Below are 19,942 nucleotides of genomic sequence, written 5' to 3' on the forward strand. Positions count from 1 at the left end.
GATCGATAGAAATTTCTTGCCCCTCTTGCCGCCCGACGCCACCTTTGACGGCAATGTCTTGCCGATCCGGCGACGTTTGAAGATTGAAATATCCCGGCCCTCCGGCGAGCGTCCGGGTCGTCCCCGGCAGCGCATCGCCGCGATGCGGCCCGTTGCATTTTTCCGTCTCTGCCCCTATAACCCGCCCGTCTCTCGAACAGGCCGGCGTAAGGGCATGCCGTGTCGGTTCATGAAGGCTCGAACCCAGATCAACTCAGGATGACGGGGGTTCACGCGCGGTGTGCCGACAGGCACCGGCCGCGCGCTCAGGCGAAGCGTCGCTCCGCCACGACCGTCTTCCGCAACATGCGAGAGCCAAATGCCCAAGATGAAGACCAAGAGCGGCGCCAAGAAGCGCTTCAAGCTCACCGCCAACCGTCACGTCAAGGTCCAGCAGGCCGGCAAGCGTCACGGCATGATCAAGCGCACTGCGAAGTTCGTGCGCAACGCCCGCGGCACCACGGTGCTCTGCGAGAGCGATGCGAAGATCATCCGCAAGTTCATGCCCTACGCGTGAACGGACACCGACCTCTTCCGATAAAGGATTGACGACATGGCTCGTGTTAAGCGCGGTGTCACCGCTCACGCCAAGCATAAGAAGGTTCTGAAGGCCGCCAAGGGCTACTATGGCCGCCGCAAGAACACCATCCGCACCGCCAAGGCGGCCGTCGACAAGGGCATGCAGTATGCCTATCGCGACCGCCGCAACAAGAAGCGCAATTTCCGGGCTCTCTGGATCCAGCGCATCAACGCCGCGGTGCGGGCGATCGACTGGAACCTGAACTACAGCCGATTTATCGACGGCCTGAACAAGGCCGGCGTCGAGGTCGATCGCAAGGTCCTGTCGGACCTCGCCATCCACGAGCCGGACGCGTTCCAGGCCCTGGTTGCCAAGGCGCAGGCCGCTCTCGCGGCCTGATCGCGGGACGCGTCGAAGCCGGATCGGACCTCCTCTCGATCCCGGGTCTCATCGGACCCGTCGAAGCCCCGCCCAACGGCGGGGCTTTTCGTTTGCGCCACCCTTCCACTTCCGCCGGCAGGCCCGGCCACACGGGAAACGCGCCATGAGCGTCACCGAAGACATCGATCTCGCCAAGGTCGAGGAAGCCATCCTGGCGGATATCGGGGCGGCCGCCGACGAGGCCGCGCTGGAAGCCGTCCGCGTCGCCGCGCTCGGTAAGAAGGGCTCCATATCCGAGCGGATGAAGACGCTGGGTGCGCTGGCGCCGGATGAGCGCAAGGCCGCCGGCGCCGCCATCAACGCCGTCAAGGACCGCGTCAGCGACGCGCTCGCCACCCGCCGCGTCGTCCTCAAGGACGCCGCGCTGGCCGAGCGGCTAGCGCGCGAGACCGTCGACGTGACCCTGCCGGCGCGCGCCAACCCGGCCGGCGAGGGCCGCATCCACCCGATCAGCCAGGTGGTCGACGAACTCACCGCCATCTTCGCCGACATGGGCTTCCGCGTCGCCGAGGGTCCGGACGTGGAGACCGACTACTACAACTTCACCGCGCTGAACTTCCCCGTCGGCCATCCGGCGCGGGAGATGCACGACACCTTCTTCTTCCATCCGGACGCCAACGGCGAGCGCAAGCTGCTGCGCACCCACACCTCCCCGGTGCAGATCCGCACCATGGAGACCGAGAAGCCGCCGATCCGGGTGATCATCCCGGGCCGGACCTATCGCTGCGACAGCGACCAGACGCACACGCCGATGTTCCATCAGGTCGAGGGTCTGGTCATCGACAAGACCTCGACCATCGGCACGATGAAGTGGGTGCTGCAGGAATTCTGCAAGGCCTTCTTCGAGGTTGACCATGTCGAGATGCGCTTCCGGCCGAGCTTCTTCCCCTTCACGGAGCCGTCCATGGAGGTCGACATCCGCTGCGACCGGTCCGGGCCGGAGATCAAGTTCGGCGAGGGCGACGACTGGCTGGAGATCCTCGGCTGCGGCATGATCCATCCGAACGTGCTGAAATTCGGCGGCATCGACCCCGACGAGTATCAGGGCTTCGCCTGGGGCATGGGCATCGACCGCATCGCCATGCTGAAATACGGCATGCCCGATCTGCGCGCCTTCTTCGACGCCGACGCCCGCTGGATCCGCCACTACGGCTTCCGCCCGCTCGACCTGCCGACCCTGTTCGGGGGCCTGAGCGCGCAGTAGTGTTACGAGGGGGTTTCTCGCAGGAGAGCTGTCCGATGCTGAAAGATGCACAGATCGAAAAGCTGGTCACGCCGAAGCTTCAGGAGATGCTCGGACCGTATGGCTTTGCCTCGGCCCACGCGGAATCCGGCTTCGACCATGACGGCGACCCGGTCGTCTTCCTTTACGCCAACTATCGCGAACACGCACCGGAGCTCGACGCGCTCAAGGCCTTGAAGGCGATATCGGAGACGATGAACCTTTTGAGGGAGCACGGCGACGAACGCTTCGTCCATCTTCGCCACGTCTATCCGGACGACGACTATGGCATCGACGACGACGAGGCCGCGCAGTGAACGTCGATCACCTTCTGGCCGCGGCGGACGCTCTGGCCAATCAGGGCCGCAGGCCGCGGGTGACCGACCTACGTCGAGCTGTCAGCGCCATCTACTATGGTCTCTTTCATGCGCTCGCCCTGCATTGCGCCAACCAGTTGATCGGCGTCACCAAGCATCAGACGCCGGCGTGGCGTCGTGTGTATCGCAGTCTGGATCACGGCAAGGCCAAGGACGAATTTATGAAGGGATCGACCAGGACCCTGGATCCGTCTGTCGCGATCTTTGCGGACGCCTTCGTCGTTCTTCAGGAGGCCCGTCATACGGCTGACTACGACCCGGCCCGCTTTCCATTCTCACGCCGTCATGTGGTTTCGCTGATCGCCCAGGCGCGTGGCGCGATCGCCGGCCTGACGGCACTCAATCCCGATCTTGCGGCTGAACTCGCAACGATCGTCCTGTTCAAGAACCGACGCTGATGCGGATCGGCACTGCCGCGAAGGGCCTCCCATGAAATTCACGCTTTCCTGGCTCAAGGACCATCTCGACACGGGCGCCTCGCTCGACCAGATCGTCGAGACGCTGACCGCCGTCGGCCTCGAGGTCGAGGGTGTCGAGGACAAGGCCAAGCAGCTGCGGCCGTTCACGGTCGCCTATGTGGTCTCCGCCGTGCAGCACCCCAATGCCGACCGGCTGCGGGTGTGCATGGTCGATACCGGCGAGGGCGAGCCCGTCCAGGTCGTCTGCGGCGCCCCGAATGCGCGCACCGGCATGAAGTCGGTCTTCTCGCCGCCCGGCACCTATATCCCCGGCAAGGACATCACCCTCGGGGTCGGCACGATCCGCGGCGTGGAAAGCCGCGGCATGCTGTGCTCGGCCGCCGAGCTGCAGCTGTCCGAGGACCATGACGGCATCATCGAGCTGCCGGCCGATGCGCCGGTCGGCATGTCCTATGTCGCCTATGCGGATCTCGACGATCCGGTGATCGACGTGTCGCTGACGCCGAACCGGGCCGACTGCACCGGCGTGCGCGGCATCGCGCGCGATCTGGCCGCCGCCGATCTCGGCACGCTGAAGCCGGAACCGAGCCGGCCGATCAAGGGGCTGTTCGTCTCGCCGCAGGCGGTCGCGCTCGACTTCCCGGCCGAAGGCCCGGTGGTCTGCCCGGCCTTCTACGGCCGCACGGTGCGCGGCGTGAAGAACGGGCCGAGCCCGGACTGGATGCAGAAGCGGCTGCGCGCGGTCGGTCTCCGGCCGATCAACGCGCTGGTCGACATCACCAACTACATCTCGCTCGACCAGGGCCGGCCGCTGCATGTCTACGACGCCGACAAGCTGACCGGCACGATCCGGGCGCGCCTCGGCCGCGACGGCGAGAGCTTCCTGGCGCTCGACGGCAAGACCTATGCGGTCGACGCGCGCATGTGCGTGATCGCGGACGACCGGGCCGTGCTCGGCTTCGGCGGCATCATGGGCGGCGAGGACACCGGCTGCAGCGAGGAGACCCGCAACGTCTTCATCGAATGCGCCTATTTCGACCCGCTGAAGACCGCCGAGACCGGCCGGCGCACCGGCATCGTGTCGGATGCGCGCTACCGCTTCGAGCGCGGCGTCGATCCGGCCTATCTCGGCCCCGGCATCGAGCTCGCCACCCGCATGGTCATGGACCTGTGCGGCGGCGAGCCGTCCGAGGTGGTCCGGGTCGGCCAGCCGCCGGAGACAGACCGGGTCATCCGCTTCCCGCTTGCCGAGGTCAAGCGGCTCTCCGGGCTCGATCTGCACTGGATCGAGGTCAAGCACATCCTGGAGCGGCTCGGCTTCCTGGTCGTCTCGGTCAGCGACGAGTTCCGCGTCTCGCCGCCGTCCTGGCGCAACGACATCCACGGCAAGGCCGACCTGGTCGAGGAGATCGTCCGCATCCACGGCCTCGACAAGGTGCCGCTGAAGCCGCTCGACCGGGCCGGCTCGGTCGGCGCGCGCGTGCTGACGACGGCGCAGATCCGGCGCTCCAAGGCGCGCCGCACGCTGGCCGCGCGCGGCATGCTGGAGGCCGTCACCTGGTCCTTCGTGTCGAAGGCGCAGGCCGAGCTGTTCGGCGGCGGCAAGCCGGAACTGGCGCTCGCCAACCCGATCGCGTCCGATCTCTCCGACATGCGGCCGAGCCTGCTCGCCGGTCTGATCACGGCCGCGCAGCGCAATGCCGACCGCGGCATCGGCGATGTCGCCCTGTTCGAGGTCGGCCAGGCCTTCCGGGGCGACCGGCCGAAGGACCAGCGCATGCTGATCTCCGGCATCCGGCGCGGCAACGCGGTCATGACCGGCGCCGGCCGGCACTGGACCGGGGCCGCCCCGGACGCCTCCTGGCTCGACGCCAAGGCGGATGCCATCGCGGTGCTGGAGGCGCTCGGCGCGCCGGTCGAGCGCATGCAGCTCGCCCGGACCGCTCCGGGCTGGTTCCATCCCGGCCGCTCCGCCGTGCTCCAGCTCGGCCCGCAGAATGTGATCGCCGCCTTTGGCGAATTGCATCCGCGCGCGCTGGAAGCGCTCGACGTGTCCGGCCCGCTGGTCGCCTTCGAGATCGATCTCGATGCCGTCCCCGAGCCGAAGGCGCGGCCGACCCGCTCCAAGGGCGCGCTGGCGGTGGCCGACCTGCTGCCGGTCCGGCGCGACTTCGCCTTCGTGGTCGAGGAAGCCGTCGAGGCTGACCGGATCGTCAAGGCGACCCGCAACGCCGACAAGGCCCTGGTCGCCGACGTGGCGGTGTTCGACGTGTTCCGCGGCGCCGCCCTCGGCGAGAACCGCAAGTCGGTCGCCGTCGAGGTCACCCTGCAGCCGCAGGGCAAGACCATGACGGATGCCGAGATCGATGCGGTCGCCAAGAAGATCGTCGCATCCGTCGCCAAGGCGACCGGCGGATCGCTGCGCGCCTGATCCGCACCCGGCCGGTCGCGCCCGAGGGCACCGGCCGGTTCGCGGCCGTGCCGTTCGCGGCCGCCGTCTACTTCGCCACCACCGCGACGGCGGCGCCGGCCATCATGGTTCCGGCGCCGCGGTTCATCAGCTTCATGGCGCGCGGGCTGCGGAAAAGATCGCGCGCCCGCGCGGCGGCGGCCGCATAGCCGCCGACCACGACCAGCAGCACCACGATCACCACCGCGATCAGTTCGGCGAAGCCGAGCGCGGTCAGGCGTTCCAGGTCGATCAGGCTCGGCAGCAGCGCCAGGTAGAAGACCATCACCTTCGGATTGCCGAGCGTCACCGACAGCCCGGCCAGGAAGGTCCGCCAGGGCCGCCCGGTCGCCACCGCACCGACCGCCTGGGCGCTCGGCTCGGCGCGCCACAGCCGCACGGCGAGCCAGATCAGATAGGCCGCGCCGGCATATTTCACGACCAGGAAGACGGTCCCGAACGAGGCCGCCAGGGCGGCCAGCCCGAAGGCCGCGAAGCTCAGATAGACCAGATCGCCGGCGACCAGCCCGAGCACCATCGGCACGGCGCCGCGGAAGCCGGCGCCGAGCGCGCGGGCGACCACCGCCGCGATGCCGGGGCCGGGCGAGGCGGCGGCCAGCGTCAGGGCCAGCGCGAAGGCGGCGAGCGTGGTCGGTTCCATGGCGTCTCTCTCTCCTCGCGGTCTTGTGGACCACCGCCCGGTCAGACCCGGGCAACGGCGTCCGGCGGCACGGGCCGGTTGACCAGCGTGACCAGCACGAAGCTGATCACCAGGAGCAGATACCACGAACCGAGCTTGGAGAAGGAGACCGGTTTCCAGGCGCCGTGCTGGCCCGGATAGAGCCAGGTGCCGGTGATCGTCCCGACATTCTCGGCGATCCAGAGGAAGCAGGCGGTCAGGAAGGCGGCGACGAGCAGCGGCATCCAGAGCGGCCGGCGGTCGGTGGTGAAATAGATGCGCACCCGCCAGAACAGGAGGAAGGTCCAGGCGAACAGGACCCAGCGCAGGTCGACGAAAAAGTGGTGTGCGAAGAAGTTGGCGTAGATGGCCGCGGCCAGCAGCGCGGTCGCCCAGAGCGGCGGATAGTGGGTGAAGCGCATGTCGAAGATGCGGATCGCGCGCGCCATGTAGCTGCCGACGCAGCCATACATGAAGCCGGTGAACAGCGGCACGCCCTCGATCCGGATCAGGGCCGCCTCCGGATAGGACCAGGAGCCCATGCGGGTCTTGAAGATCTCCATGATGGTGCCGACGACATGGTAGACGAGGATCACCTTCAGCTCGTCGACGCTCTCCATCCGGAAGGCCAGCATGGCGACCTGGACCACGAGCGCGGCGACGAACAGCGCGTCGTAGCGCTGGATCGGCCAGGCCGGATCCCAGACGAGCTTGGTGCCGATCAGGAGCGTCAGCATGATCGCGGCGAACAGGCAGGCCCAGGCCTGCTTCAGCCCGAACAGGATGAATTCGGCGAGCGGCGCCGGCAGGCGCGCGAGGCCTGCGCGGATCGCCCGCCGCATCGGCTCCAGATAGCGGCCGACCGCATGCTCGGGCGATGTCCCGCCCGGCCCGGCCGCCCCCGTCATCGCGCCGACCCCATCATCGCGCCGGCCCCGCACCCGGCAGCACGCGGCCGGCGGCGACCTCGAACACCTGCGCGCGGGCGCCGAGCGGGGCGAACACGGCCGCATCGGTGCCGGTCAGCCAGCACTGGCCGCCGAGACTGTCGAGCACGTCGAACAGCGCCGCCCGGCGCCGGCCGTCGAGATGGGCGGCGACCTCGTCGAGCAGCAGCAGCGGCGCGCGGCCGACGGTGGCGCCGACTAGACGGGCATGGGCGAGCACGAGACCGAGCAGCAGCGCCTTCTGCTCGCCGGTCGAGGACAGTTCGGCCGGCATCTGCTTCGGCCCGTGCAGGACCCTGAGATCCGCCCGATGCGGCCCGTCGAGCGTCCGCCCGGCGGCCCGGTCGCGCTCGCGCGCACCGGCCAGGATGGCGCGGTAGCGGTCCTCGACCGCGCCGGCCGGCCCGGAGGCCGCGGCCAGCGCCTCGATCTCGCCTTCCAGCGCCAGTTCGGCATGCGGAAAGGCGCCGTGATCCTCGCGCGTCGCCGCGATCAGCCCGGCCAGGCACGCGACCGCCTCGACCCGTGCCGCCGCGATGGCCGAGCCGAGTTCGGCCATCTGCGCCTCGATCGCGTCGAGCCAGCCGGGATCGCGCATGCCCTCCTCGATCAACCGGTTGCGCCCGCGCATGGCGCGCTCGAAGGCCGCCACCCGGGTGCCGTGGGCGGGATCGAGCGCCAGCACGAGCCGGTCGAGAAAGCGGCGGCGCTCCGCGGCGGGGCCGGTGAACAGGCCGTCGGAAGCCGGCGTCAGCCAGAGCACGCGGATATGGTCGAGCATGGCCTCGGCGCTCTTCTGCGCCGCGCCGTCGATGCGCACGCGCCGGCTCCGCTCGCCTGCCGCCGCGTCCGGCTCGGTCACACCAGTGCCGATCCGGACCGCGCCGTCCGGTCCGTCCAGCACGGCGGCGACCGCGAAAGTGCCGCCGGCGCCGGTGCGGGCCATCTCGTCGAGCGTCGCGCGCCTGAGGCCGCGCCCCGGCGAGAGCAGCGACACCGCCTCGATCAGGTTGGTCTTGCCGGCGCCGTTGTCGCCGGCGAGCACGACATGGCGCTCGTCGAGCTCCAGCGACAGCGCCGCATAGTTGCGGAAATCGGCCAGTTTCAGCCCGGTCACGGCAACCCGCGCCGGCACGCCGGGCGCGCGTCCGAACGCATCGGGGCCGGGCGCGCGCAGAACCTCTGCGGCGTCCCGCTCGCCCAGGGACGATTCGAGGACGCGCTCGTGCGAGATTTCTTCGATGGCGCGCTCGCGCGAAATCTCCTCGATGGCGCGCTCCCGCGATGTTCCTTCGATGGCGCGCTCCCGCGATGTTCCTTCGATGGCGCGGTCCCGCGCCGGGCGCGTCATATCTTGAAGACCGAATCGGCCGCCGAACGGGTCCGGTGACGGGCCTTGACGGCCTCTTCCAGGCGCAGGATCTCGGCCTGCAGCAGCGCGATGCGCTCCTCGAGGTCGCCGACGGAGAGGAGCGACAGGTCCTGCCCGATCTCGTGGCTGAGCTTCTTCTTGGGGCGATCGTCCTCGACGAAGGCCATGGGCGCGACTCCTGCGGCGTAAGGCCCGCGAACTATATCGCTCCGGCCCGAGCGCCACAAATGGCGCCGGACGATCGGGCTGCAAGGCCGGCCCGATCGGATCAGGTCACGCGCGGCGTGCCGCCATCCGATCGAGGATCGCCCGGGCGAGATCAGTCTCGAACAGGTGCTCGACCGGCGGCGCCAGGCGGCGGCGCCAGTTGGGGCGTTCGCGGTCGGTGCCGGGCAGGTTGACGGCCGCGGTCTCGCCGGCGAGATCGTCGGCCTGCACCAGGGCCAGCACCGACGGCGTCGCCGCCACATAGCCATGCACGGCCGCCGCCAGCGCCGGGCCGAACGGCCCCTGCGGGTCGAACGGTCCCTGCAGGTCGACGGCCCCCTGCGGGTCGAACGACCCGCCGAGATGCCCGCTCGCGACCAGCGTCGCGATCAGGCGCTGCCGATCCGCCGCGCGCCGCGCGCGCGCCTCGGCTTCGGCGTCCGACGCGAGCCGGCCAAGCGTCAGGTCCTCATCGATATCGGCGCCGGACCACCATCCCGCCAGCGTCGGCAGGTCGTGGGTCGAGACGCAGGCGGCCGCACGCGCCGGATAGTGTTCCGGCGGCACGAAGCCGTCGCCCGCGCGCTCGAACCACAGCACCCGGTAGGAGAGCAGGCCGGCATGGTCGAGCTGTTCGCGGAAGCCTTCGGGCACGGTGCCGAGATCCTCGCCGACCACCAGCGTGCCGGCGCGCCGGCTTTCCAGCGCCAGATGGCCGATCAGGTCGTCGGCCGGCTGGGCCAGATAGGCGCCCTCCCGGCCCGTCGCGCCGTCGGGGACCAGGAACAGGCGCCGGAGGCCGAGCACATGGTCGATCCGGAGCGCGCCGGCATGGGCCATGTTGGCGGCGATCAGCCGGCCGAAGCCGCGATAGCCGTCGCGCGCGAGGCCGAGCGGGTCCGGCGCGGGCAGGCACCAGACCTGGCCGGCGGCCGCGAAGGGATCCGGCGGCGCACCGATCGAGACGCCGGTCATCAGCCGGTCCTGCTCGGCCCAGGCCTCGGCCCCGTCGGGCGCGCAGCCGACCGCCAGGTCGCGGTAGAAGCCGAGCGAAAGTCCGGCCGCACGCGCGCGCCGGTCGGCCTCGCCGAGTTGCCGGTCGGCCAGGAATTGCTGGAACGTCACGAAGCGCAGCTGATTGGCATGGCGGGCTGCGAACTCCGCCGTGTCGGCGGCATCCGGGCGCGCGAGGCCGGCCGGCCAGGCGTGCCAGTCGTCGATGCCGGTCGCCGCGACGATCGCCTGATGCAGCGCGAAGGGCTGCAGGGCCGGCCCCTGCGCACGGACGAAATCCTCGAACGCCGCGGCCAGCGCCCCGCCCTCGGTGGCCGCGCCGGCCATGCCGGCCTCGCCAGCCTCGAAGGCCTCGTGGGCCAGGGTCAGGACCCGGCCCTTGGCGGCGCGCAGCCGGGCATAGTCGACCGCCGTCAGCGCCGAAGCCGCGGCGAAGAGCCCGGCCTCGGCATCGAGCGCGGCGCGGACGGCCGGCGTCAGCAGCGTCTCCGGCAGGGCGGCGAGATCGATATAGAGCGGATCGAGGAAGCGCCGGTCGGTCGGGCTGTAGGGGCTGGCGCGATCCGGCTGGGTCTCGAACAGGGCGTGCAGCGGGTTGAGGCCGATCGTCGCCGCGCCCTGGCCGGCGGCCCGTTCGGCCAGCGCCGCCAACGTGGTGAAATCGCCGATGCCGGCATCGCCGGCCCGGCGCAGCGTGTAGAGATGGGCGGCGATGCCGAAGCGGCGGGCGCCGCCGGCCAGCGCTTCCGGCTGGTGGCAGCGCGCCGGCACGACCGCCCAATGCGCGGCTGTCTCGGGCCGGTCGGCGAGCCGGATGCGATGGCGGCCGAGCGGCAGGGCCGGCAACGGCACCAGCCGCGTGGCGATCCGCCGTCCGTCGGCGCCGGTGATGGTCTCCCGGATGCCCTCGCCCGGCGCCACCGAGATCGTCTCGACGGTTCCCGCCTCGGTCTCGACGACCAGGTCGAGGCACCGGAAGCTGTCCGCGAGCCCGGGGCCGAGCCGCAGCCACGCGGGCTCGCCCTCCCGGACCGTCACGGCGAGCGGCAGGTCGCGCGCGCTGGTCTCCGCGACCAGGCGGGCGAGGCTGTCGCGCGCCTCGCCGGTCGTGCCGGCGGGCAGCCGCATCGCGGCGAGCAGGGCGCGGCGGGTGTCGTCGGGGACGCGATGGTTGCAGCCGTCGATGTCCCACCAGTCCGGCGCGATGCCGGCGGCGGCGGCCAGCCGGTCGAGCGCGGCGCCGTCGGCGGGCCGGCGCATCCCCGCGCCTCCGCCCGCCTCCGCCACGGTCTCGACGGCGAGCACGACCGAGCGCGCCGCGACGGCGAGATGGGCGCCGGCGGGAACCGGCACCGCGGCCGGTGCCAGCACCGCGGCCATATCGGCCGTGTCGAGCGCACGCGTCCAGGCGAAGCCGTCGCGCGGCTCGGGCAGGGCCAGCACGAAGGGCTCCGGCCCGGCATGCAGCGCGACCACGGCCCGGCTCGCCGGCCGGTCGCCTTCCGCCGGCGCATAGAGGGCGGCGATCAGGGCGCGGGTGGCGGGCGCCTGCCATTCCCAGTCGGCCAGCGCGCCGCCGTCGGGCCTCAGCCAGACCACGTCGGGAATCCCGGTCTCGTCGACCGGGCCGCCGGTCAGCGTCGCTTCCCGGGTCAGTACCGGATGGGCCTTGCGGCAGGCGATCAGGCCGGCCGTGAAGGCGGCGAGATCCTGGTCGGCGCCCTGCCAGTCGAACCACGAAAGCGCGTTGTCCTGCGCATAGGCATTGTTGTTGCCGGCCTGGCTGCGGCCGACCTCGTCGCCCATGGCGAGCATCGGCGTGCCGCGCGACAGGATCAGCGTCGCCAGCAGGGCGCGCACGTCGCCCCGGCGCGCGGCCCGGATCGCCGGATCGTCGGTCAGCCCCTCGACGCCGTGGTTCCAGGACGCATTGTCGTTGGTGCCGTCGCGATTGTCCTCGCCGTTGGCCCCGTTGTGCTTGGCCACATGGGCGACCAGATCGGCGAGCGTGAAGCCGTCATGGGCGGTGACGAAGTTGACGCTGCGCGAGAGCGGCCGGAAGCGACCGGCGAAGATGTCGGCGGAGCCGGCGAAACGGGTCGCCAATTGGCCGACCATGCCGCCGTCGCCGCGCCAGAAGCGGCGCACCGTGTCGCGGTAGCGGTCGTTCCACTCGCCCCAGCCGTCCGGAAAGCGGCCGAGCTGATGCCCGCCCGGGCCGATGTCCCAGGGCTCGGCGATATGGACGCAGTCGCGCAGCAGCGGGTCCTGTCCGATCGCGGCGAGGAGCGGCGCGTCCGGGTCGAAGCCGTCCGGACGCCGGGCGAGCGTGGTGGCGAGATCGTAGCGGAAGCCGTCGAAACCGCCGCGCTCGACCCACAGCCTCAGCGAATCGAGCGCCAGCCGGAGCGGGATCGGCCGGTCCAGCGCCAGCATGTTGCCGCAGCCGGTATCGTTCAGGTAGTCGGCCGGCGAACCGGGCACGAGCCGGTACCAGGTCGTGTTGTCGAGCCCGCGCAGCGAGACGGTCGGCCCCAGGCGGTCGCTCTCGCCCGTGTGGTTCAGGACCACGTCCAGGATCGCCGCGATGCCGGCCGCATGCAGCGCATCGGTCGCCGCGCGGATCTCGGCCCAGCCGGTCGGCGCCAGGCGCGGATCGGGTGCGCACAGCGCGATCGGGTTGTAGCCCCAATAGTTGGTCAGCCCGAGCGGCGGCAGATGGCGTTCGTCGAGCCAGGCCGCGGCCGGCATGATCTCGACCGCCGTGACCCCGAGCCGGACCAGATGGTCGATCGCGGCCGGATGGGCGAGACCCGCGAAGGTGCCGCGGATCGCCTCCGGCACGTCCGGATGGCTCCGCGTGAAGCCGCGCACATGCAGCTCGTAGACGACCGCGTCGCGCCAGCGGAATGCCGGCCGGGTCGGCGCCGCAGGCGGCACGAAGGCCGGCTCGACGACCGCCTTGGCGACCATCGGCCCGCTGTCGGCGTCGTCATGGAGCGCGCCGGTCGCGCGCCGGTCGAACATCTCCGGGACGAGCGGGGCGGCGCGGTCGAGCCGGGTCGCCCAGGGGTCGAGCAGCAGCTTGGCCGGGTTGAAGCGATGGCCGGCGGCCGGGTCCCAGGGTCCGTGTGCGCGCAGGCCGTAGCGCAGGCCCGGTTCCAGCCCGGCGACGAAGCCGTGATGGACGGCGCCGGTGCGCTCCCCCAGCCGGATCCGGCCGAGTTCGCGGTCGGGCACGGCCGGATCGAACGGCGGATAGACGCAGACATCGATCGCCGTGGCATGGGCCGACGGCACGGCGACCTGCGCCCCGCCGGCCACAACCGTGACGCCGAGCGGTTCGGGGCGGCTCGGCGGACGCTCGGTCATGCGCGGCGATCCTCGCTTGGCTGGTGCCTCGTCGGGCGAACGATCCCTCCGGTCCGTCCCGGTCAGGTGATCACGGAGGGTTCGCGCCGGCCGGTGAAATGCTCGATTCGTGCCAGCGCGTGACCGAGCGCGATCAGATCGGCGAGGGCGGCCTGGGTCTCCAGTCCGTGGGCGGCGGCATCGGGCTCGAACCGCTCGATATAGACGCGCAGCGTCGCCCCCGACGTGCCCGTGCCGGACAGCCGGTAGACGATGCGCGAGCCGTCCTCGAACAGCACGCGGATGCCCTGATGGGCCGAATCCGAGCCGTCGACCGGGTCGTGATAGGCGAAATCGTCGGCCCCGGCGATCTCCAGGGCGCCGAAACGCTTGCCCTTCAGGCCGACGAGGCCCTCGCGCAGCTGCGCCATCAGCGCGTTGGCGCCGTCGGTCTCGACCTCCTCGAAATCGTGCCGGGAATAGTAGTTGCGTCCATAGGCGGCCCAGTGCTCGCGCTGGATCGCCGCGACGCTCTGCCGGCGCGCGGCGACGATGTCGAGCCACAGCAGCACGGCCCACAGCCCGTCCTTCTCGCGGACATGGTCGGAGCCGGTGCCGGCGCTCTCCTCGCCGCAGATGGTGACCAGGCCCGCATCGAGCAGGTTGCCGAAGAACTTCCAGCCGGTGGGCGTTTCGTAGAGGCTGATGCCCATCTTTTCGGCGACCCGGTCGGCCGCCCGGCTGGTCGGCATGGAGCGGGCGATGCCGGCGATGCCCTTGGCGTAGCCGGGCGCCAGATGGGCGTTGGCGGCCAGCATCGCCAGGCTGTCCGACGGGGTGACGAAGGCGTGGTTGCCGATGATCAGGTTGCGGTCGCCGTCGCCGTCGGACGCGGCGCAGAAATCCGGCCCGTCGATCGACATGGCGAGATCGTAGAGATGGCGCGCGTGAACGAGGTTCGGGTCCGGATGGTGGCCGCCGAAGTCGGGCTCCGGCGTGAAGTTCATGACCGTGCCGTGCGGAGCGCCGAGCATGCGCTCCAGGATCTGGCGGGCATAGGGGCCGGTCACCGCCGACATGGCGTCGAATTTCATCCGGAATCCGGAGGCGAACAGGCCCCGGATACGGTCGAAGTCGAACAGCCGCTGCATCAGACCGGCATAGTCGTCGACCGGATCGATCACCTCGACGATCGCGGCGCCGGCGCCGACCTCGCCGAGCCGGTCGAGATCGACATCCGCGCTGTCGAGCGTGCGGTATTCGGTGATCGTCCTGGTGCGTGCGAACACCGCCTCGGTCACCTTCTCGGGCGCCGGGCCGCCATTGCCGACATTGTACTTGATGCCGAAATCGCCGTCGGGGCCGCCGGGATTGTGGCTCGCCGACAGGATGATGCCGCCATAGGCCTTGCGCACGCGGATCACGTTCGAGGCCGCCGGCGTCGACAGGATGCCGCCGCGACCGACCAGGATGCGGCCGAAGCCGTTGGCGGCGGCGAGCCGGATCACGGTCTGGATCGCCTCACGATTGAAGAAGCGCCCGTCGCCGCCGACCACCAGGGTCGTGCCGGCGAAACCCTCCAGGCAATCGAAGATCGACTGCACGAAATTCTCGACATAGTGGCGCTGCTGGAACACCGGAACGCGCTTGCGCAGGCCCGAGGTGCCGGGCTTCTGGCCCTCGAAGGGCGTCGTGGCGATGGTCAGGATCATAGGCACTCCGGCGTTCCGGGCGGGATGCGGGCGGGCGGTCGTCGACAGACTCGATCCGGTCAGCCGCCGCCGCGGGCGGCGACGAGATCGCGATAGAGGCCGGCATAGCGGGCGGCAGGCCGCCGCCACGAGACGTCCGTCTTCATGGCATTGCGCTGGAGGCGCGTCCAGGCATCGCGATCGCGCCACAGATCCGCGGTGCGGATCAGGGCGCCGGCCAGCATCTCGGCCGTCACGGGTGAGAACTGGATGCCGGTGCCGGCGCCGGCGGCGCGCGCCATCTCGTTGGCGTCGACAATGGTGTCGGCAAGGCCGCCGACGCGGGCGACCACCGGCACGGCGCCGTACCGCAAGGCGCAGAGCTGGGTCAGGCCGCAGGGTTCGAAGCGCGACGGCACGATCAGCGCATCCGATCCGGCCTGGATCAGATGGGCGAGCGGTTCGTCATAGCCGATGCGGCAGGCGATCCGGCCCGGATGGGCGGCGGCGGCCTCGAGGAAGCCGCGCTCCAGCGCCGGCTCGCCTGAGCCGAGCAGCACCAGTTGCGCGCCGGACGCCGCCAGCGTGCCGATCTCGCCGAGCAGGAGATCGAGCCCCTTCTGCCAGGACAGCCGGCTGATCACGCCATAGAGCAGCGCGTCCGGGTCCGCGGCGAGGCCGAAGCGCGTCTGCAGGGCCTTCTTGTCGTCGCCCCGGCGCTTCAGGGTCTTCAGGTCGAACGGCGCCGGGATCAGCGGATCGGCGGCCGGGTCCCAGACCGTGTCGTCGATGCCGTTGAGAATGCCGGCCACGTCGGCGCCGCGCGCGCGGATCAGGCCGTCGAGGCCCATGCCGCCGGCCGGCGTGCGGATCTCGGCCGCATAGCTCGGCGAGACCGTGGTGATCCGGTCGGAGAATTGCAGGCCGGCCTTCAGGAAGCCGATCTGCCCGTAATATTCGACGCCCGCGACCGACCAGGCCTCCGGCGGCAGGCCGAGCGGGCCGAGCAGTTCGGGCCCGAACTGGCCCTGGAAGGCGAGATTGTGCACCGTGATCACCGTGCCGGGCCGCGGCCGGTCGGCATAGGCCAGATAGGCGGCGGTGAGGCCGGTCTGCCAGTCGTGCGCATGGATCACGTCCGGCCGCCAGCCCGGCAGGTCGCCGAGCCCGATCATGGCGGCGACGCGGGCAAGGGCGGCGAAGCGGAACGGATTGTCCGGCCAGTCGCGCCCGTCGGGTCCGACATAGGGATTGCCGGGCCGATCGAACAGATGCGGCGCATCGACGACCAGCAGGGCGAGCCCCTCGGCGGTGCCCGACAGGACCCGGGCCGGCCCGCCGAACAGATCCGCGACCGCCAGCACGCTGCCGCCATGTTCCAGCGCCCGCATCACGGCCGGATAGCCCGGCACCAGCGTCGTCATGTCGACGCCCTCGGGCGCCAGCGCGCGCGGCAGGGCGCCGGCCACATCGGCGAGCCCGCCGGTCTTGACCAGCGGGAACACCTCGGAGGCGACGGAGAGGACGGTGAGGCGGCTCATGCCTTCAGACGGTCGATCATCGGTTGGGTAATCAAACATATGCCCTTCTCGGTCCGGCGGAAACGCTGCGCGTCGAGCACCGGATCCTCGCCGACGACGAGGCCTTCGGGAATGACGACGCCGCGATCGACCACCACATTGCGCAGGGTCGACTTACGGCCGACATCGACATAGGGCAGGATGACCGCATTCTCGATATGCGAGTAGGAATTGAGCCGCACGCCGGTGAACAGCAGCGAGCGGCGCAGGTTGGCGCCCGACACGATGCAGCCGCCGGAGACCAGCGAGGAGACCGCCTGCCCGCGGCGTCCCTCCTCGTCATGCACGAACTTGGCCGGCGGGGTGATCTCGCCATAGGTCCAGATCGGCCATTCGCGGTCGTAGAGGTCGAGATCCGGCACCACGTCGGTCAGGTCGATATTGGCCTCCCAATAGGCGTCGACGGTGCCGACATCGCGCCAGTAGGGCGCCGCCTCCTTGGAGGAGCGCACGCAGGAGCGCGAGAAGTGGTGCGCCACCGCCTTTCCGTGCTTGACGATGTAGGGGATGATGTCCTTGCCGAAATCGCGGCTCGACCCCGGCGTGGCGGCATCGCGCTCCAGCTGGTCGAACAGGAACTTGGTGTCGAAGACATAGATGCCCATCGAGGCCAGCGCCATGTCGGGCCGGCCCGGCATGGCCGGCGGATCCTTCGGCTTCTCGACGAAATCGATGATGCGGTCGTCCGTGTCGACATGCATCACGCCGAAGCCGGTCGCGTCCTTGCGCGGCACTTCGAGGCAGCCGACGGTCACGTCGGCGCCCTGCTCGCAGTGCTGCTGCAGCATCAGTTCGTAGTCCTGCTTGTAGATGTGGTCGCCGGCCAGGATGACGATGTGGCGCGGCTCGTAGTCGCGAATGATGTCGATGTTCTGGTAGACCGCGTCGGCGGTGCCTTCGTACCAGTGATCTTCCGAGACGCGCTGGCTCGCCGGCAGGATGTCGAAGCTCTCGTTGCGCTCCGGGCGGAAGAAGTTCCAGCCGCGCTGGAGATGGCGGATCAGGCTGTGCGCCTTGTACTGGGTCGCGACGCCGATGCGGCGGATGCCGGAATTGAGCGCGTTCGACAGGGCGAAGTCGATGATGCGCGACTTGCCGCCGAAATAGACCGCCGGCTTGGCGCGCCGGTCGGTCAGTTCGATCAGGCGGCTGCCGCGGCCGCCGGCCAGCACATAGGCCATCGCGGTCCTGGAGAGGGGGCCGCTTGGACCCGAACGTTCCGCCATCTGCCTTGCCTCCCGCTTGCCTGTCTCGGCCGGTCGCATCGCGGCCGACCCGTTTGCTCAGTCCGTTTGCTCAGTCCGGATCGTATAGAAAATACACCGTCGCCAGCGGCGGTATCAGGATCTCCGCGGAGGCCGGCAGGCCGTGCGACGGGACCGCGGCGGCGACGACCGAGCCCTGGTTGCCGAGACCGGAGCCGCCATAGAGGTCGGCATCGGTGTTCAGCACCTCGCGCCAGCGCCCGGCGAAGGGCAGGCCGACCCGGTAGCCCGGACGCGGCACCGGCGTGAAGTTCGAGACCGCCAGGACCGGCGGATCGTGCCGGTCGCCGAGGCGCAGCCAGGCAAAGACCGACTGGTCGCGGTCGTCGGCGACGACCCAGCGGAAGCCCGCGGCCTCGCAGTCGCGCGCATGCAGCGCCGGCAGGGCGCGGTAGAGCCGGTTCAGGTCGCCGACCAGCGCCTTGAGGCCGCGATGCGGGGCATGGTCGAGCAGCCACCATTCCAGCGCGGCGTCGAAGTTCCATTCGCGCGTCTGGCCGAATTCCTGGCCCATGAACAGGAGCTTCTTGCCCGGATGGGCCCACATGAAGCCGTAATAGGCGCGCGCATTGGCGAAACGCTGCCATTCGTCGCCCGGCATCCGGCCGAGGATCGAGCCCTTGCCGTGCACCACCTCGTCGTGGCTGAGCGGCAGGACGAAATTCTCCGAGAAGGCATAGAGCAGGCCGAAGGTCAGCTTGTCGTGGTGCCAGCGGCGATGCACCGGGTCCTTCGACATGTAGTCGAGGCTGTCGTTCATCCAGCCCATGTTCCACTTGAAGCCGAAGCCGAGCCCGCCCGCATAGGCCGGCGCCGAGACGCCCGACCAGGCGGTCGATTCCTCCGCGATCGTCACCGTGCCCGGATGGGTGCCGTAGACCAGTTCGTTGAAGCGGCGCAGGAACGCGACCGCATCGCGGTTGTCGTTCGACCCGTCCGGGTTCGGCAGCCATTCGCCGGCCCGGCGCGAATAGTCGAGATAGAGCATCGAGGCGACGGCATCGACGCGCAGGCCGTCGATATGGAACCGGTCGAGCCAGTAGAGCGCATTGGCGGCCAGCATGTTGGCGACCTCGCGCCGGCCGAAGTCGTAGATCGCGGTGTTCCAGTCGGGATGGAAGCCGCGGCGCGGATCGGCATGCTCGTAGAGCGGGCCGCCGTCGAAGGCGGCGAGACCGTGCGGGTCGGTCGGGAAATGGGCCGGCACCCAGTCGAGGATCACGCCCAGCCCGGCCGCATGGGCGCGGTCGACGAAGCGGGCGAAACCGGCCGGATCGCCGAAGCGGGCGGTCGGGGCGAACAGGCCGATCGGCTGGTAGCCCCAGGAGGCGTCGAGCGGATGCTCGGAGACAGGCAGCAGCTCGAGATGGGTGAAGCCGAGCTCCGCCACATAGGGGATCAGCGTGTCGGCCAGTTCGTCGTAGCTGAGGAACCGGCCACCCGCGCCGCGCTGCCAGGAGCCGAGATGGACCTCGTAGGCGGCCATCGGCTTGCGGCGCGGATCGCCCTCGGCGCGGGCGGCGAGATGGTCGGCGTCGGTCCAGACGAAGCCGGCGGTGTCGGCGACCACCGAGGCGGTCGAGGGCCGCATCTCGCCGGCAAAGCCGAACGGGTCGGCCTTGAAAGGCAGGAGATCGCCGTGGCGGCCGACGATCTCGTATTTGTAGTTGGTGCCGAGGCCGACATCGGGGACGAAGATCTCCCACAGCCCGCTGTCGATGCGCTTGCGCATCTGGTGCAGGCGCCCGTCCCAGCGGTTGAAGTCGCCGATCACCGAGACGCGCTGCGCATTCGGTGCCCAGACGGCGAAATGCACGCCGTCGACGCCCTCATGGCGGATCGGATGCGCGCCAAGCCGCTCGTAGAGCTGCCGGTGGGTGCCCTCGACCAGGAGATGGTCGTCGACGGCACCGAGCACCGGACCGAACGCATAGGCGTCGCGGACCATCCAGCTGCCGCCGGCATTGCCGGCGCGCAGGCGGTAGCCGAAGCGGCCGGCGGCCGGAACCAGCCCCTCGAAGAAGCCGGCCGGATCGCGCAGGCCGAGCGCGAAAGCCGGGGCACCGTCGTCCGGGACGGCCTCGAGCGTCGCGGCCCCGGGCACGAAAGCGCGCAGGACCAGGCCGGCCGCAGTCTCGTGCAGCCCGAGCAGCCCGAACGGGTCGCCATGGCGCGCACCGACCAGGGCGGCGACCTCGTCGCCGCCGGCCTCCCAGATGCTCGCTTCCATCCCCGGCTCTGTTGTCATTGGCCCTTGTCAGGCTTGGGTCCGACGCTCTCTACAGAACGCCAGTCTTGCATATTCGTGCCATCGGAAGCGTGAATTCGGCATCGAATAACCGAAGTTCGCCGGACCAAAGTTCGATGGT

Annotated in this window: 15 protein-coding genes; 6 read left to right on the forward strand and 9 right to left on the reverse strand. The window is 70.3% G+C overall.

From position 1 onward, the window contains the following. Positions 1-358: 358 nt before the first annotated feature. The 6 genes from rpmI (at position 359) to pheT (ending at position 5,449) form a co-directional block, all read left to right on the forward strand. On the forward strand, positions 359-556 hold the full coding sequence (gene rpmI, locus ABB55_RS12080; protein WP_054359024.1) for a 50S ribosomal protein L35: 198 nt from the start codon (positions 359-361) through the stop codon (positions 554-556). A 36-nt stretch (positions 557-592) separates the two neighbouring features. Then, positions 593-958, forward strand: coding sequence for a 50S ribosomal protein L20 (gene rplT / locus ABB55_RS12085; protein ID WP_054359025.1), 366 nt, complete (start codon positions 593-595; stop codon positions 956-958). 145 nt (positions 959-1,103) lie between these two features. Continuing rightward, positions 1,104-2,204: a phenylalanine--tRNA ligase subunit alpha gene (gene pheS / locus ABB55_RS12090; protein WP_054359026.1), complete on the forward strand. Its 1,101-nt coding sequence runs from the start codon at positions 1,104-1,106 to the stop codon at positions 2,202-2,204. A 35-nt stretch (positions 2,205-2,239) separates the two neighbouring features. Then, positions 2,240-2,539, forward strand: coding sequence for a hypothetical protein (locus tag ABB55_RS12095; protein ID WP_054359027.1), 300 nt, complete (start codon positions 2,240-2,242; stop codon positions 2,537-2,539). Then, complete coding sequence (locus ABB55_RS12100; protein ID WP_054359028.1) at positions 2,536-2,997, forward strand: hypothetical protein; 462 nt, start codon at positions 2,536-2,538, stop codon at positions 2,995-2,997. Before ABB55_RS12095 ends, ABB55_RS12100 begins: the two co-directional genes overlap by 4 nt. Positions 2,998-3,028: 31 nt before the next feature. Continuing rightward, positions 3,029-5,449 carry a phenylalanine--tRNA ligase subunit beta gene (pheT, locus tag ABB55_RS12105; protein WP_054359029.1) on the forward strand — a complete coding sequence of 807 codons (2,421 nt, stop codon included), beginning with the start codon at positions 3,029-3,031 and terminating at the stop codon, positions 5,447-5,449. 67 nt (positions 5,450-5,516) lie between these two features. Here pheT and ABB55_RS12110 read toward each other — a convergent pair whose 3' ends face one another. The 9 genes from ABB55_RS12110 to glgB form a co-directional block, all read right to left on the reverse strand. Beyond that, on the reverse strand, positions 5,517-6,128 hold the full coding sequence (locus ABB55_RS12110) for a LysE family translocator (RefSeq protein WP_054359030.1): 612 nt from the start codon (positions 6,126-6,128) through the stop codon (positions 5,517-5,519). Positions 6,129-6,169: 41 nt separating this feature from the next. Continuing rightward, entirely contained in the window at positions 6,170-7,054 is an 885-nt protein-coding gene (locus ABB55_RS12115; protein ID WP_054362016.1) for a DUF817 domain-containing protein, read from the reverse strand. 13 nt (positions 7,055-7,067) lie between these two features. Continuing rightward, positions 7,068-8,228 carry a DNA replication/repair protein RecF gene (gene recF / locus ABB55_RS12120; RefSeq protein ID WP_054362017.1) on the reverse strand — a complete coding sequence of 387 codons (1,161 nt, stop codon included), beginning with the start codon at positions 8,226-8,228 and terminating at the stop codon, positions 7,068-7,070. A 212-nt stretch (positions 8,229-8,440) separates the two neighbouring features. Continuing rightward, positions 8,441-8,632, reverse strand: coding sequence for a DUF1192 domain-containing protein (locus tag ABB55_RS12125; protein WP_054359031.1), 192 nt, complete (start codon positions 8,630-8,632; stop codon positions 8,441-8,443). 106 nt (positions 8,633-8,738) lie between these two features. Further along, complete coding sequence (gene glgX, locus ABB55_RS12130) at positions 8,739-13,058, reverse strand: glycogen debranching protein GlgX (protein ID WP_054359032.1); 4,320 nt, start codon at positions 13,056-13,058, stop codon at positions 8,739-8,741. 62 nt (positions 13,059-13,120) lie between these two features. Continuing rightward, entirely contained in the window at positions 13,121-14,749 is a 1,629-nt protein-coding gene (locus ABB55_RS12135; protein ID WP_054359033.1) for an alpha-D-glucose phosphate-specific phosphoglucomutase, read from the reverse strand. A gap of 59 nt (positions 14,750-14,808) precedes the next feature. Next, positions 14,809-16,269, reverse strand: a complete 1,461-nt coding sequence (glgA, locus tag ABB55_RS12140) for a glycogen synthase GlgA (protein ID WP_054359034.1) — start codon at positions 16,267-16,269, stop codon at positions 14,809-14,811. Then, a complete protein-coding gene (gene glgC, locus ABB55_RS12145) occupies positions 16,266-17,534 on the reverse strand; it encodes a glucose-1-phosphate adenylyltransferase (protein ID WP_054359035.1) in 1,269 nt (422 codons plus the stop codon). The genes glgA and glgC overlap by 4 nt, the downstream gene beginning before the upstream one ends. A 70-nt stretch (positions 17,535-17,604) precedes the next feature. After that, the gene (gene glgB / locus ABB55_RS12150; RefSeq protein ID WP_054359036.1) at positions 17,605-19,803 is read right to left on the reverse strand and encodes a 1,4-alpha-glucan branching protein GlgB; all 2,199 of its coding nucleotides are present in this window, start codon (positions 19,801-19,803) and stop codon (positions 17,605-17,607) included. Positions 19,804-19,942 lie beyond the last annotated feature (139 nt).

The sequence above is a fragment of the Prosthecodimorpha hirschii genome, assembly GCF_001305515.1.
GTDB classification, from domain to species: Bacteria; Pseudomonadota; Alphaproteobacteria; order Rhizobiales; family Ancalomicrobiaceae; genus Prosthecodimorpha; species Prosthecodimorpha hirschii.